The organism is Vibrio sp. B4-6, assembly GCF_963888245.1.
Taxonomy (GTDB): domain Bacteria; phylum Pseudomonadota; class Gammaproteobacteria; order Enterobacterales; family Vibrionaceae; genus Vibrio; species Vibrio anguillarum.
On record NZ_CAWPIM010000001.1, the window covers coordinates 39443 to 54014 of the forward strand.

11 protein-coding genes are annotated in these 14572 nt (G+C 44.6%); 5 read left to right on the top strand and 6 right to left on the bottom strand.

All coding sequences use genetic code 11. The annotated features are described in order from the left end of the window. Positions 1-51 precede the first annotated feature (51 nt). From modC to AACV20_RS00205, 4 genes are read right to left on the bottom strand one after another with little or no spacing between them, the layout of a single operon-like run. The gene (gene modC, locus AACV20_RS00190) at positions 52-1158 is read right to left on the bottom strand and encodes a molybdenum ABC transporter ATP-binding protein ModC (protein WP_170907754.1); all 1107 of its coding nucleotides are present in this window, start codon (positions 1156-1158) and stop codon (positions 52-54) included. After that, complete coding sequence (gene modB, locus AACV20_RS00195; protein ID WP_017046414.1) at positions 1158-1847, bottom strand: molybdate ABC transporter permease subunit; 690 nt, start codon at positions 1845-1847, stop codon at positions 1158-1160. Before modB ends, modC begins: the two co-directional genes overlap by 1 nt. Then, the gene (gene modA, locus AACV20_RS00200; protein WP_017048761.1) at positions 1837-2610 is read right to left on the bottom strand and encodes a molybdate ABC transporter substrate-binding protein; all 774 of its coding nucleotides are present in this window, start codon (positions 2608-2610) and stop codon (positions 1837-1839) included. Before modA ends, modB begins: the two co-directional genes overlap by 11 nt. Position 2611: 1 nt before the next feature. Beyond that, positions 2612-4084 carry a cobyric acid synthase gene (locus tag AACV20_RS00205; protein WP_170907734.1) on the bottom strand — a complete coding sequence of 491 codons (1473 nt, stop codon included), beginning with the start codon at positions 4082-4084 and terminating at the stop codon, positions 2612-2614. Positions 4085-4241: 157 nt separating this feature from the next. Here AACV20_RS00205 and AACV20_RS00210 point away from each other — a divergent pair, with 157 nt between their 5' ends. The 4 genes from AACV20_RS00210 (at position 4242) to glgC (ending at position 8751) form a co-directional block, all read left to right on the top strand. Then, entirely contained in the window at positions 4242-4613 is a 372-nt protein-coding gene (locus AACV20_RS00210; RefSeq protein WP_026029118.1) for a YgiW/YdeI family stress tolerance OB fold protein, read from the top strand. A 136-nt stretch (positions 4614-4749) separates the two neighbouring features. Further along, positions 4750-5274, top strand: coding sequence for a hypothetical protein (locus AACV20_RS00215; protein ID WP_017046411.1), 525 nt, complete (start codon positions 4750-4752; stop codon positions 5272-5274). 183 nt (positions 5275-5457) lie between these two features. After that, positions 5458-7368: a sensor domain-containing diguanylate cyclase gene (locus tag AACV20_RS00220; RefSeq protein ID WP_170907735.1), complete on the top strand. Its 1911-nt coding sequence runs from the start codon at positions 5458-5460 to the stop codon at positions 7366-7368. Positions 7369-7536: 168 nt separating this feature from the next. Then, positions 7537-8751 (top strand): glucose-1-phosphate adenylyltransferase, encoded by a 1215-nt coding sequence (gene glgC / locus AACV20_RS00225; RefSeq protein ID WP_170907736.1) that lies wholly within the window; start codon positions 7537-7539, stop codon positions 8749-8751. A 111-nt stretch (positions 8752-8862) separates the two neighbouring features. Here glgC and AACV20_RS00230 read toward each other — a convergent pair whose 3' ends face one another. Both AACV20_RS00230 and AACV20_RS00235 read right to left on the bottom strand, forming a co-directional pair. Continuing rightward, positions 8863-12018, bottom strand: a complete 3156-nt coding sequence (locus AACV20_RS00230; protein ID WP_170907737.1) for a chitinase C-terminal domain-containing protein — start codon at positions 12016-12018, stop codon at positions 8863-8865. A gap of 356 nt (positions 12019-12374) precedes the next feature. Then, on the bottom strand, positions 12375-13256 hold the full coding sequence (locus AACV20_RS00235) for an AraC family transcriptional regulator (RefSeq protein ID WP_017047225.1): 882 nt from the start codon (positions 13254-13256) through the stop codon (positions 12375-12377). Positions 13257-13421: 165 nt separating this feature from the next. On the opposite strand from AACV20_RS00235, the gene AACV20_RS00240 reads away from it, so the two are divergent. Continuing rightward, positions 13422-14570, top strand: a complete 1149-nt coding sequence (locus AACV20_RS00240; RefSeq protein WP_029189759.1) for an iron-containing alcohol dehydrogenase — start codon at positions 13422-13424, stop codon at positions 14568-14570. The last annotated feature ends 2 nt before the right edge of the window (positions 14571-14572 follow it).

Sequence of the window (14572 nt, forward strand, 5' to 3'; positions counted from 1 at the left end):
GAGATAAGAGAGGCTTAGGTTATTGAATCAATACATTAATAATGAAAAACATTAATGCGTTAAGACGATATCACGCTGCGACACGCTCACCCCTTTAATTTGCACATACAGCGAATCACCAACATCCAGTTGTAGCTCATCGGCCGCCCATTTGGTTACCGTAGCCCACAGGTAACACCCTTCGCCTAACTTGAGTTTTATCCCCACACTCTGTTTATCAGTACCTTGAGGCTGCTTTTCAAGCTGGCAAATCTGCGCAGGCAGAATATTACGAATTGACGTCCGGTTTGGCTTATCAAGCGCCACCGAAACATCATTTGCACGGATCTGTAATCGCAGTGCAGAGCCTACCTCGCCTTCCACATATTGCACCCAAAGTTTGACATCATCTGCAAGTAAGACCTGTGTGAGCGCATAATCTTTGTTGTGCTGGCAGATGTGGGCAGAAAACAGACTACTTTGGTCGGCAAATGATTGCCAAGGACGCATATAATTTGAAGACCACACTTGCTCTAGCTCACCGCTTATCAGCACAGCGCCCTGCTCTAACACAACTAAATGATTAGCCAGACGCAAAATTTCATTCATGCTGTGCGTCACATAGAGAATTGGAATATGCACGCTATGAGCCAGCTCTTCCAAAAAAGGCATCACTTCACGTTTGCGCGGCATATCGAGCGATGCCAACGGCTCATCCATCAATAAAATATCGGGCTTGGATAGTAAGGCTCGGCCAATCGCTACTCGCTGTTTCTCCCCACCCGATAAATCATGCGGATAACGTGTAAGTAATGGCGCTAAAGCCAATAATTTTACGATGGCGGCGAAGTGGTCGGCATCCTTTTTTTTGACACCATAGTTTAAATTGCCATAAACGGTGTAATGTGGAAACAATCGAGCATCTTGAAAAACGTAACCAACGTTGCGCTTTTCAACAGGCAAGTTAATCTTTTTTCGTTGGCTAAATAGGATGCGGCCATTGATCTCGATTTCACCAAGTTCAGGCTTCACCAATCCACTGATAATATTGATGAAGGAGGTTTTCCCCGCCCCTGAACGCCCGAAAACCGCACAAATACCACGGCTTGGTAAAACCAAATCCGCATTAAGCTTGATATCACCTAACTGTTTTTCAAATTGAATCTTTAACCCACTCATCATTGAGTCCCTAAGCGCCGAGTCATTCGGCGGCTAATCACTTCAGAAATGAATAACGAAGCCAAGGCAATCGCGATGGAGATAATACACAAACGCATCGCTTCCATTTCGGCTCCTGGCGTTTCTAAAAAGTTATACATCGCAAGAGGAAGCGTTTGTGTTTCACCGGGAATATTGGACACAAAGCTAATGGTGGCTCCAAACTCACCTAGGCTGCGAGCAAAAGAGAGCATCGCGCCAGTGATCAGCCCGGGTATCGTTAAGGGTAATGTAATGGTCAAAAAAACTTTGAGTGGTGAAGCGCCTAAGGTTCGAGCCGCTTGCTCTAACTTAGGATCGACGCTTTCAAGGCTTAAACGAATCGCACGAACCATCAAGGGCAGTGCGATGATGACACACGCCAACACGGCTCCACGCCAACTGAAGCTGAAACGCAAGCCAAACATATTATCAAGCCATTGCCCAATTACGCCTTGTTTACCCATGGTGATCAACAGAAGATACCCCACAACCACTGGCGGTAATACGAGCGGCAAATGCACTAGGCTATCCAGTATACTTTTACCCCAAAACTGCTTTCTGGCGAGTAGCCACGCAAAAAACATTCCCAGCGGTAAGAGCCAAAGCACGGTATAAATCGCGACTTTTAAGCTCAGTTGCAGTGCAACCCATTCGTACTCAGAAAGCAAAGGAATCCGTTCCTGTCATCACGCTAAAACCGTAGTTCTGTAAGATACTTTTTGCTTGATCGCTGCGTAAAAAAAGCATGAATTGATTCACCGTATCACGCTCAGTTAGCTGCACTAAAGGATAATGGATGGCGCTGTGTAGGCTTGAATCAAATTCGTGTACCACTTTGACCTTATTGCTCATCAATGCATCCGTCTTATATACAATACCAAGTGCGGCTTCTTGACGTTCAACTAGCGCAAGCGCTAAACGTACGTTATTGGTTTGAGCCAGCATAGGGGCGAGCGACGACCACACTTTTAACTTTTCTAGTGCCTCTTTGGCATACATTCCCACAGGCACCGCCATTGTGTTACCTATCGCTAAACGTGAACCGTTCAAGGCGTCAAGCCATGCCGCAACATCATTTACTACCAGCGAATTGAGCTTCGACGATTGAGGGGCGATAAGCACCAGCTGATTTCCAGCCAACAATGTGACCTTATCGCTCGTCACAATGTTCTTGTTAAGCAAGTGAGTAACCCAGTTATCATTGGCTGAAATGAAAATATCCGCTGGTGCACCTTGCTCAATTTGACGAGCAAGCGCGGATGAACCCGCATAAACGGGCACAATGTCTAACGGTTGTTTCGGCTGGTAAGCCGCAATCAATTCATTAACCGCATTCGTCATGGATGACGCTGCATAAACAGTGATTTTCTCTTGTGCATAAACCGCCGTGCAGCACAGCATGGCGACGATAGAGAGCAGTATTTTTCTCATGTTAACGCTCCGTTAATTCTGGCCATAATAAGGCCAAGTTCAAATGCTCTTCAATCGCATCCGCAATGCGGTTAATGGCTTGTTCTTTTTGCGCCACATGATCGTAATAACTTATATCAGCGGCACCAGCCCAGCGACAGATAAGCTCAGTTGCAGGAAAACTATCAAAAATTCCGTGCATGTAAGTCCCCAACACTTGCTGGCAATCACTTAATAAACCGTCACGGTTGCCATTGTCTAACGTGATGATTGCTGAGGATGCATCATCGAGCGTTGTGCGTCCAACGTGGATCTCGTAGCCTGAGAGCTTCGCTTTACCTTGCGGTAAAATAAGCTCGCCTTGAACATTCCTGAGCGTTTTTTCAGCGGTGAGTTCTGTACTGACGTTCAACAACCCCAGTCCTTCACTTTCGCCCGCTTCACCTTCAACGCCGAGTGGATCGCGAATTACCCGACCTAACATTTGGTAACCACCACAAATGCCCATCACTTTGCCTCCGAAACGCAAGTGACGTTTGATATCCTGATCCCAACCTTGCGAGCGAAGATACGCAAGATCGTCCCTTACAGATTTACTGCCTGGAAGCAAAATCAGATCCGCATTTTCGATCCGTTCACCCTTTCCCACATAACGTAAGTCAACATCAGGATTTAAACGCAACGCATCAAAATCAGTATGGTTACTAATACGAGTTAACACTGGCACCACAATATTCAATTTATTGTTGCTGCTGAGGGTTTGCGCTTGAGTGATCGCATCTTCAGCTTCTAAATCAAAGCCATGTAAATAAGGCAGCACACCAATGACGGGTTTACCCGTTTTTGCTTCTAACCAATCAAGGCCAGATTGCAGTAACGCAATATCACCTCGAAAGCGGTTAATCACAAACCCTTTTACACGCAACTGTTCCGATTCAGAAAGCAGCGCTAACGTGCCATACAGATGAGCAAATACACCGCCTCTATCAATATCGGCAATGATAATCACAGGTACATCGGCCGCTTCAGCAAACCCCATGTTAGCAATGTCGTTTTCGCGTAGGTTGATTTCAGCCGGGCTTCCCGCCCCTTCAATCATGACACTTTGATACTCGGCTTGTAACCGAGCGTAGGAATCAAGCACAGTATTCATCGCGACTTTCTTATAATCGTGATAACCCGTTGCTTCCATATTAGAGAGCGCTCTGCCTTGCAGGATAACCTGCGCACCCGTGTCTGAATTTGGCTTGAGTAATACAGGGTTCATGTGTACCGATGGCTCAACGCCACACGCTTGAGCCTGAACAGCTTGCGCTCTCCCGATTTCGCCACCATCGGCCGTCACCGCACTATTGAGCGCCATGTTTTGCGGCTTAAAAGGGGCTACTTTTATTCCTCGACGTGCTAACACTCGGCATAAGCCTGCAACTAGCACACTTTTTCCAGCGTCGGAAGTGGTGCCCTGCACCATCAATGACCTTAATGTTGATTCCATATTAACTCTACGATAGACGTTTGCTGGTAATCATACCGTCACAGCTGCTACTCACTCAATAAAATGAATGGAATATTAATGTTCCGCTCAGAGTGTGTTCAACATCTTAGTGTTTAAATCGCTTCATCAAAACAACAAACCCATAGAGGAATTAAAAATGAAACGTACAACACTAGCCCTAGCAGCTTCGATGATTATTGCTCCTGTTTTCGCTTTTGCAGGTAACCATAACCAAAACAGTAATACCATCAATTACAATGGTCCTATCGAACTTACGTCTGTGGAATCGTTGCTAAAAGACACCAATATGTTTACAGAAAAGCATGTTGTGGTTGAAGGAAAGTTGATTCGTCAAATCAGAAAAGACACATTCGTATTCAGTGATGGCAACGGTGAGATTCAAGTAGAACTGGATGATGATATCCACTTCACAGCACCACTCAATGCCGAGACTAAGGTTCGCCTTTATGGCGAATATGAAGGAGGACTGACACCTGAAATCGAAGTGGATCAGATCCAAGTTCTATAATCATTACTGTTTATTGCTCTCTTGATGGTAAAACACAAAAAATAAGATGGATTTTTTTGTGAAAATGGCCTGTAATTTGCAGGCCATTGCTGTATCTTATTCAGCTTAATTTTCATCTTTTCAGGACGAAGCGTACATGTATAAAAAAGCGTACTCACTAGGCCTAGTCGGTTTGTCATGCGTTCTTTCTTTCTCTGCGCAAGCTAACAATTTTAATTATAACTTCTTTGAAGTCAGAACCGCTATCAGCCCTGAATCCTCAGGTGCAGAATTTAGTACTTATTTAACCGATAACACACACCTGGTCGCTCGTTACGATTCGAGATTTGACGGAGATTGGGATGCCGCTGGCGGAATTGGCTTTAACGGTCCAATAAACCAATTTGCTGATGTCTACGGACAAATGCTTGTTCACCACATTAGACCTACCGATGAACAGGGTGGCAAAAGCGAAACCCAGTTGGAGTTTAATATTGGCAGCCGGATCTGGTTATCGAGCCAAATTGAAGCCAATATTAAACTGGGTAAGAACGATGAACACTCGGTATTTTGCGCTGGATTACGTTTTCACTCTACCGAACAATTATCGTTAGGAGCTGAAACCAAAAACAACGGCGTTTACGGCCCACAGATCGTCATGAATGTTCGTTTTCAGTTCTAAAACGTAAAGCGGCCTTCAGGCTTAAGCGCATGATGCTTCTTCGCTACTTGTGCGCTTCTTTTTACTCTTTGTATCAACAGAATTACCCCACAAATTTGATGTACTCCACGATATCAGATATTTGGAAGCGACTTCTCATATATCAGCGATATACTATGCACTCAATAACTTATATGTGCCGCTATGTTTCGCTCTTTCTATAAATACTTAGCTCAATGGCTATTTGTTAGTGTCGTGCTTGGGGTTGTGCCCTTTCTTTATTTCGTCAAAGAATTCGACAAAGCTCATGAACAAACTGTGCAAATGATCGAACAAAAAAGCCATTCTCAACTCGAATACAATAAGCACGAACTGCTTACTGCGTTTAATGACGTTTACAATTCCACTCAAATATTGTCAAACAACACCATGTTGTACAGCGCATTACGTCTTCCCTCCACCGAAAATATCGAAGCGGTACAGGCGTTTTGGTTATTAGCAGCTCGTATTCAAACCCTTTATTCTCGGCTCAGGCTTTTTGATATAGCGGGTAACGAATTAATTCGCGTGAATCAGAGTAATGGATCAACAGAAGCAGTACCAAGATCACAACTAAAAAACAAATTGCACCGAGACTATTTTCAGTATGCACAAAACCTTTCCCCAAACCAAATTGGGATCTTCGGTGTTGATAGTGAAAGAGAAGAAGAAAATTATGGTGCTACTTCCCAGATAACCGCAGTATTTAGGATTATTGCACCAATAGATTTTGATGGAAAAAGGCAAGGCTATTTTGTAGCAAATCTTAATTTAACCCAGTTGTACAAAAAATTTAACCAGAGGTTAAATTCACTGAGTCGCCCAGACATCATCAGTTTCAAGGGGCAGTATATTCATCATGAAAATGAGATCTTATCTCAACAAGAAAACCCGTCGAAATACCACCTGATGAATGTGAACAGTGTCGTCCCTATACTCTGGAAAAGTATGCAAGAGCAAGCTTCTGGCACGGTATGGGATAACAACCGCTGGTATAGTTTTACTCAGGTTCCTTTGCAATCCATATTCCCTGAAATGGAGCCAATTTACCTAATTCAGTCATTAAATGGTGATGCGCTCAATAAATTGCTTTCTGCCACAGAGCTAAAAATTGGCTTTCAAGCGGTTGGCATCGCGCTATTAGTAATGACGATTGCGGCCGGTTTTATTCGTTGGAACGCAAACCACGATAAAAACAGTATTGAGAGCAAACTGGCTAGGGCGGCGATGAATGGTATGTCCGCTATGGTGATTACCGATCGTAATAACCGCATTATCAAAGTAAACAATGAGTTTACCCGGATCAGCGGCTACACCTTAGCCGAGGTAAGAGGTAAACAACCTTCCGTTTTTTCCTCCGGTAAACACAATCAAGCTTTTTACATGAATATGTGGAAAGTGCTGCAAGACGAAGGGCTATGGGAAGGTGAAGTCATTAATAAGCGTAAAGATGGCTCAATGCAAACCGAGATCTTACGTATTCAAACCATCCGTGATTCAGACGGAATTATTCAGTTTTATGTGGCCTCCTTTGTTGATATTAGTCATCGCAAAGAGCTAGAAAATCGCCTGCGTGAGCTCAGCGAGAAAGATGCGCTCACCAACATTTGGAACCGCAGGAAATTTGATCAAGAAATGCGTTCAGAATGCTTACGCGTAAAACGTTACCAAGCTCAAGTGCAGTCGTGCTTAGCGATTATTGATATCGACCATTTTAAACGCATTAATGATAAATTAGGCCACGCAGAAGGCGATAAAATCATTCGTTCTGTCGCAACACAATTAAGTGAGCACCTAAGAGAAACGGACTTTTTAGCTCGCATCGGAGGCGAAGAGTTTGCCATCATTATGCCTCATACACCACTGGCAGAAGCTGAGTTGGTCATGCACCGTTTACGAGTAGCCGTTCACTTAAATCATCGTTTAGAAGTGTCGATCAGTGGTGGCATCACTGACATTACAGAAAAACCAGAAGAAGTGTATAAACGGGCCGATATTGCATTGTATGAGTCAAAAGCTTCGGGACGTAATCTTGTCTCGGTATTGACCAGTGTCGAGATGGAAGAATTTGCTTAACAATTAGCACCATTTAAGTGCATCGAGAAATAAAATGGGTTTATTTTCGTGCAATTATCGCAAACTTAGTTTGTAACGTATTGTTCGCTATCATTTTTACTTTTGGCTTAAAACTTGTACTACTCTCTAATATGGTAAATAGATTGCACATATTTAGGGAGAAATAAGATGCAAGAAACACTAACCGTTGTGTTAGCAGGTGGCGTCGGTTCGCGGCTATCTCCGCTAACTGATGACAGAGCAAAACCGGCTGTACCCTTTGGTGGAAAATATCGAATCATTGATTTTACACTCACCAACTGCCTACACTCAGGGCTGCGAAAGATTTTGGTCCTGACTCAATATAAATCTCATTCATTACAAAAACATTTACGTGATGGCTGGTCTATTTTCAATCCAGAACTCGGCGAATTCATTTCTGTGATCCCCCCGCAGATGAGAAAAGGCGGAAAATGGTACGAAGGAACGGCGGACGCTATCTATCACAATATGTGGCTACTTTCACGCAGTGATGCCAAACACGTCGTTGTTTTATCTGGTGATCATATCTACCGGATGGACTATGCCTCTATGCTCGAAGCTCATAAGCAAAAAAATGCTGCACTGACTATCGCCTGCATGGATGTCCCAAGAGAACAAGCTTCTGCCTTTGGCGTGATGAATGTGGATAATAACTTCAAAATCACCTCATTCATCGAAAAACCAAGTGACCCACCCTCCATGCCCAATAATCCTCATCGCAGCTTAGTTTCTATGGGGATCTACATTTTTGATATGGAAGTATTAAAAAGTGCTTTGATTAATGATGCTGAGCTGGAAAACTCGAGTCACGATTTTGGCAATGACATCATTCCCAAATTGATTGAAAGCCATGCTGTTTATGCGTATGAGTTTTGCGGTGACCGGGGGCGAGTCGCTAAAGATTGTTACTGGCGTGATGTCGGAACACTTGATTCTTTTTATAACGCTAACATGGATTTACTCGAACCCGTTCCACCAATGAACTTATACCAAAAAAACTGGGCCATTCGAACATACGAAGCGCAATACCCACCTGCGCGCACGGTTTCTTCTGCAACAGGTAACGAAGGTATATTCATTAATTCGATCATTTCAAACGGTGTGATTAACTCTGGAGGTTCTGTACAACACTCCATTATTTCTTCAAACGTCAGAATTGATGATGGTGCAACAGTGGTCGATAGCATTTTATTTGATGATGTTGAAGTCGGCGCAGGGTGTCAGCTCATGAGATGTATTATTGATAAACATGTAAAAATCCCTCCACATACCCAAATTGGCTTAAACCCAGTTGAAGATGCCCAGCGTTTCCGTATTTCAGAAAATGGCATTGTTGTGGTACCCGAAAGTTATCAATTCTAAACCTATATTTTTTGCCCACTCAATTTATCCCTCATTAAAATGAAGCCTTAGCACACGCTAAGGCTTCTTACTTTACACTGAGTTCAAAACATACCGATTAATCACGCTCGGTTATGGGCACGTTGTTGCATCCCAAAACCAATTTGACTGAGTCGGTGACTCCCAAACGCCGGGGTTGTTTTTGGCAATAAAACATTTCCCGTTGTAAATCACAACATCGCCAGTTTTCACCTGTGTGGATCCGGGAACCCAAGTAATGACATTGCTAGGATTCGTGGTACCACCGGTATCGCCACCGCCAGTATCTCCACCGTCACTGCCACCAGAAGATAGGTCAGCAAGTGGAAGATCCGGTTGTTCAAACTTGAAGGCGTAATCGACACCATTAATGTTTACGCTGTAATTTGCAGGCCCAGAAATAGGCAGATAGTAAACCATATCCAGTTCATACACGCCGCCTGCGGGCAGAGCTTTCCAATTAGGTAAGCTAAACGCTACGCGGTGCATGACGCCGTCTAAACCACCGACGTTGTTGGCGCGAGTATGGCCAGAAGCAATCACCTTCAAACCACCACCAGATTGGTCTTTAGCATTATCCGGTGCAGATACGGGGATATCAAACTGGAACTCAGTACCACCTGGGATCTCTTGACCTGTGTTGTTAGTAAAGCTGATTTTCGGATTGATTGGGTAGTTTTGATCACCCACCTTAAATCCACCAACGGAGACCGCGATGTCTACGGTTTCACTGGCAATCGTTCCTGTTGCAAGCGTGTTACCATAAGGCGTTGCCGACTTAAACTTGTCATAAATTGCTTTCGTCATGGTATTACCCATGTGGTATTCGCCATTTCCGCTTGCACAAGCTTGCTCTGTTGAATCCACTTGAGTGCGTTGACCATTAGCGTCCAATACATAACAGTTATAATCGCCTGCTAACTCCCAAAACATGATGCCGCCGATCTCTTTATCGATGACATAATCGGCTTTGGTGTTGATAGACTCTTTATCTTCAGTTGATAAGAACACCCCTTTATCGGCATTCCACAGCCAAGGCGCGACAGCAACGCTGTCGTAGTGACGTTGGTAAAGACCGACAAGTTGATCGGCAGGCTCATTCACTGGATCAAGGTTATAAGCTTGGGCGTAAGAGCCCCAAATTCCCTTCTCTAGGTTTTTGGCATGCCACATTGGGTTTGAACCTGCGCCCATCTCGTTTCCTTTCGGATCGGTGTCGTGCCACATGTTGTCAATACCCACCGCGCCGTGGCCACAGTTGTTTTTCTCACCCTCACCAGTGCCCGGAGCACATTCCGCTTGGTTAGGTAATGCCGCTCGCCCCCATAAACCATTCTCTCCACCCGTGACACCTTGCCAGCCACGCGTGTAGTAAGGAACACCAATGTTGATGCGCCCTGCGGGCATAGAGCCGCGGAAATAGTGATAAGCCCAGTCAGTGTTGAGATAACCAATACCACCGTATTGAGCCGTACCATATACGTTCCACTGTGTTAACTCTGAATCTTTACCAGTGTCGTACAAAGCCGCGTTGTGACCCACGTGATCATTCCATGCGCCGTGTAAGTCATAAGACATGATGTTCACATAATCAAGATACTGAGTGACATCAAACGTCTCCATACCACGCAATAGATAACCAGAAGACGGTGCTGCAATCGTCAGCATGTAATGGTGACCATCTTGTGCCGATGCTTGATCAAGCTTCTGACGTAGTACCTTCATTAACTCTTGGTACGACGCCCATAAATAAGCACGGCGAGGTTCCATAATCGCTTTATCATCTGGATTACCTGCGCCCGCCATTGAGGTTGGATATTCATAGTCGATATCGACACCATCGAATTGATATTTACGAATCATTTCAACAGCCGATGTTGCAAATTTTTCAATACCAGCGTGGTTGATAGAGCCATCAGCGTTGGTTGTCATCGTATAAAAACCACCATCGGCGACACGGTTGCCTGCCGTATCAAAGTGCCCGCCAGTTTCAGCCCAGCCTCCGATAGAAATTAAGGTCTTAACATCAAATTTTTTCTTCGCTGTTGCCAACGCACCAAAATGACCTTTAAAGCCTAATGCAGGATCAATCTCAACCCCTGGCCACTCTTTGCCCACTGCCGCATTATTGGGATCGTTCACATCTCCCACATTCACTTTGCCATCGGAACCTATGCTGACGAAGGCATAGTTAATGTGCGTGAGCTGCTCCCAAGGGATGTCTTTTACAAGGTAAGCCGATTGCGGATCATCACCCGCACGCCAACTGGTGAAATAACCGATCACACGACGTGGATGATCCGCCCCCATGATCTCACGACCTTCCGCATCGTAAACGGTGCAATAAGGTACATTCACACCTTCGGTTTGATATAAACCATCAGGACGACAATTATTAGCTATTGGCGCGCCATTGACTGTTAAAGTCGCTAACGTGGAATTTGTCGTCGCACCAAGGTTATCAGTGGCGCGTGCAAACACCGCCAAGTTACCCGATTTTGTCGCGGTGTATTCTAAGGTATACGGAGCACTAACAGCCGTTCCAACCAGCGTTCCCGCAACGAAGAAATCAACTTTATCGACGCTTCCATCAGTATCAGCAGCGTTTGCGGTTAAGGTGACTAAAGCCCCCACGTCAACGGAGACCGCAGAGAGCGTAATATCAACAGTTGGAGCCTGGTTGCCTGGTTGTTGTGCCTCTTTCACCGTTAAGGTCGTTGCACTTTTCACGCTGGCATCACCTTTATCATCGATGGCTACAACACTGAATTCATGCTGACCAGCGGTTGCGACCCACGTGGCTTTATAAGGTGCCGTGGTGACTATACCCACAATTGCACCATCGACAGAAAACTCGACTCGAGCAACGCTGCCGTCACTATCGGTTGCGTTCGCACTTAATATTACGGTATCACCGACAGCAATCACATCTGCTGCGGAAGGTGAAGAGAGATTCGCGGTCGGTAGCTGGTTCTCACCACCGGAAGTGGCGCAAACATCCAACACTTTCCACTGGGCATAATCACCAGAAAAGTTGGCTGGATCGTTACCTTGAGTCCAATAGTTAGCTTGGTAGGCGGTACCACTGTGCTGAACCTTGTTACCGCCAGTATAAACTTTTGACGATTCCCAAGGGCTTAGTGTCGTGCAATCAACGGCTGCATAGCTGTTAAAAGCCATCAAGCAAGAGGCCGTTAAAGTGCTCAATGTAAAAACACCCTTTGCCACTGTCCTGTTGTTTAAATGCATAGCTGCTCATTCCTTAAGTTATTGTTTCACTATAAAAAGCCTCGTATCAAGAAGAAACCAGACTTTAATTCTCACGTGAAACAACTGTAGGACAGAGCGATAAATAAGCACCTCAATTTGTTCAAATATCAAAAATCACTCGCAACAAGTTGCACTATTTCTGCAAAAGAGACATCGTTATTTTGCATCAACAACTAATTATTAGTTAATTTTCCGATTCTAAAAAAAGCGCCGAAATCAGAACGATATACGGGCTACCTGCCGGTTATTTAACTTATACACTATCAAAAAGAGCAAAAAATATGCAATAACACTAATTGTTACAAAAATGTAGAGTTTAACTTTATGCGCTATTTCTAACGCTGTACTCCTCTTGGGGTTTCATTAAAATGTCGCTTATATTCTCGACTAAACTGAGATGCGCTGGCATAACCAACTAAACGAGCGGCATCGTTCACACGCTTGCCTTCCACACGAATCAGCTCTTTCGCTCTGTTAAGCCTGACTTTTTTTAAATATTGTAAAGGAGATTCTAACGTCACCAGCCTAAAGGCGTGGTGAAACGCCGAAACACTCATATTGGCTTCTTCGGCGAGTAACTGAACGGTAATGGACTGATCATATTCTTGATGTACTTTACTCAACGCTTTGGCTATCCGGGCGTAGTGCCCTTCTTGATGAGCGAGATCAAAAAGCACATAACCGTGCTCGCTGGTTAATGCCCGAAACACAATCTCCTCGACTAAGCTTTCGCCAAGCACTTTAGCTTCAAGATCATCAACCAATGCAGACATCAAACGAATCGCACTTGCTTGCATCTTTGCGCCCATTTCTACTGATTTCAGCCCGCATTTTGATTTGTCTATGCAATCAGATAAAAAACCAGAAGCCTCAAGTCGATCAACCTGTTTAAGGAGAAGTGAGTGATCGATATTAATAGTCAAGCCCAATAACGGTTCACTTTCTGACGCAAAAGCTTCGCACTCAAGTGGTAAAGGTACCCCAACAACCAAGTAATCATTGGGGCCATAATTTACGGGTTGGCTACCAATATGAATGCGTTTATGTCCTTGCCCCAACAATATGATACCGGATTGATACACAAGGGGTTGTCTACCATTACCGCGGCTGCTGCGATAAAACAATACGCCCGGCACTGCCGTTTGGTGAATACCTTCCAAATGATCTAAAGATTGTTTTTCAATGTATTGCTGCATCAGTTGCGCCAATTTACTCATAATGCCCCCTTATCAAAACTGAAGGAAGAATACGACAATTAGAGAATTAGGCAATTAATTTCGAGAAATTGGTCTATATTGACTGGATAATTAATACTAATATGCACATCGTAAAACACTGCCTTGGAGGCGCCGCCTCCTTTTCTATAAGCAAAGGTGAGAATAATGAAATTTACTTATGTTAACCCTACTCTAATTCACTTCGGCCAAGGCCAAATCTCGGCGATCAGTCAGGCGATTCCAAATGACCAAAAAGTACTGGTGATCTACGGTGGCGGTTCGATCAAAAAAAATGGTGTTTATGACCAAGTCGTGAGTGCACTCACTGACCACCAATGGGTCGAGTTTTCAGGTGTAGAAGCAAACCCAACCAAAGAAACCTTAGATAAAGCGGTTGCTATCGTCAAAGAACAGGACATCGACTTTATTCTTGCCGTGGGTGGTGGTTCGGTTATCGATGGTTCAAAATACGTTGCCGCGGCGGCTAAGTATGATGGGGATGGCTGGGACATCATGGTGGGTAAACATCAAGTTACTGAAGCTACGCCTATCGGTGCAATTCTGACTCTGCCAGCAACCGGTTCTGAATCCAACATGGGCGCGGTCATTACCAAAGCACAAACACAAGACAAACTGGCCTTTATGGCTCCAGCGGTACAGCCTAAGTTCGCAGTGCTTGATCCAGACGTAATGAAATCACTGCCTGAGCGCCAGTTGATCAACGGTATTGTTGATGCTTGGGTACACGTCTGTGAGCAATATTTAACCTTGCCAACCAATGCAATGGTTCAAGACGGCTATGCCGAAACTTTACTTAAAAACTTGCTGGTATTGGGTCAACAATATGACCAGCGTGATAATGATGGATGGCGAGCAAACCTGATGTGGACAGCGAACCAAGCACTAAATGGCCTGATCGGTACTGGCGTTCCACAAGATTGGGCGACTCATATGATTGGTCACGAGTTCACCGCATTATGGCATGTTGATCACGCCCGTTCGCTAGCGATTGTGCAGCCTTCCCTACTGCGCAATCAACTTGAGAACAAACGCGCTAAACTTGAGCAAATGGGCAAAAATGTCTTTGGGCTCAATCAAACTAGCGATCTTGCCTTACGCACAATCGATGCGATTGAAGCCTTCTACCACAGCTTGAATGTTCCAACTCAATTTGCGGATCATAACAGTAGCAAGCAAGCGGCCATAGACGCAGTTATCGCTCAACTGAACGCACATGGAATGCTTGTTTTGGGTGAACAGCAAGCCATCACGCTTGAAAAATCACGGGAAATTTTGGAACAAGCTATCATTTAGCC

Coding starts and splice junctions, on each gene's coding strand:
- glgC (WP_170907736.1), top strand. CDS start 7,537: ATGCAAGAAACACTAACCGTTGTGTTAGCAGGTGGCGTCGGTTCGCGG.
- AACV20_RS00230 (WP_170907737.1), bottom strand. CDS start 12,018: ATGCATTTAAACAACAGGACAGTGGCAAAGGGTGTTTTTACATTGAGC.
- AACV20_RS00220 (WP_170907735.1), top strand. CDS start 5,458: ATGTTTCGCTCTTTCTATAAATACTTAGCTCAATGGCTATTTGTTAGT.
- AACV20_RS00215 (WP_017046411.1), top strand. CDS start 4,750: ATGTATAAAAAAGCGTACTCACTAGGCCTAGTCGGTTTGTCATGCGTT.
- AACV20_RS00235 (WP_017047225.1), bottom strand. CDS start 13,256: ATGAGTAAATTGGCGCAACTGATGCAGCAATACATTGAAAAACAATCT.
- modA (WP_017048761.1), bottom strand. CDS start 2,610: ATGAGAAAAATACTGCTCTCTATCGTCGCCATGCTGTGCTGCACGGCG.
- modC (WP_170907754.1), bottom strand. CDS start 1,158: ATGAGTGGGTTAAAGATTCAATTTGAAAAACAGTTAGGTGATATCAAG.
- AACV20_RS00210 (WP_026029118.1), top strand. CDS start 4,242: ATGAAACGTACAACACTAGCCCTAGCAGCTTCGATGATTATTGCTCCT.
- AACV20_RS00205 (WP_170907734.1), bottom strand. CDS start 4,084: ATGGAATCAACATTAAGGTCATTGATGGTGCAGGGCACCACTTCCGAC.
- AACV20_RS00240 (WP_029189759.1), top strand. CDS start 13,422: ATGAAATTTACTTATGTTAACCCTACTCTAATTCACTTCGGCCAAGGC.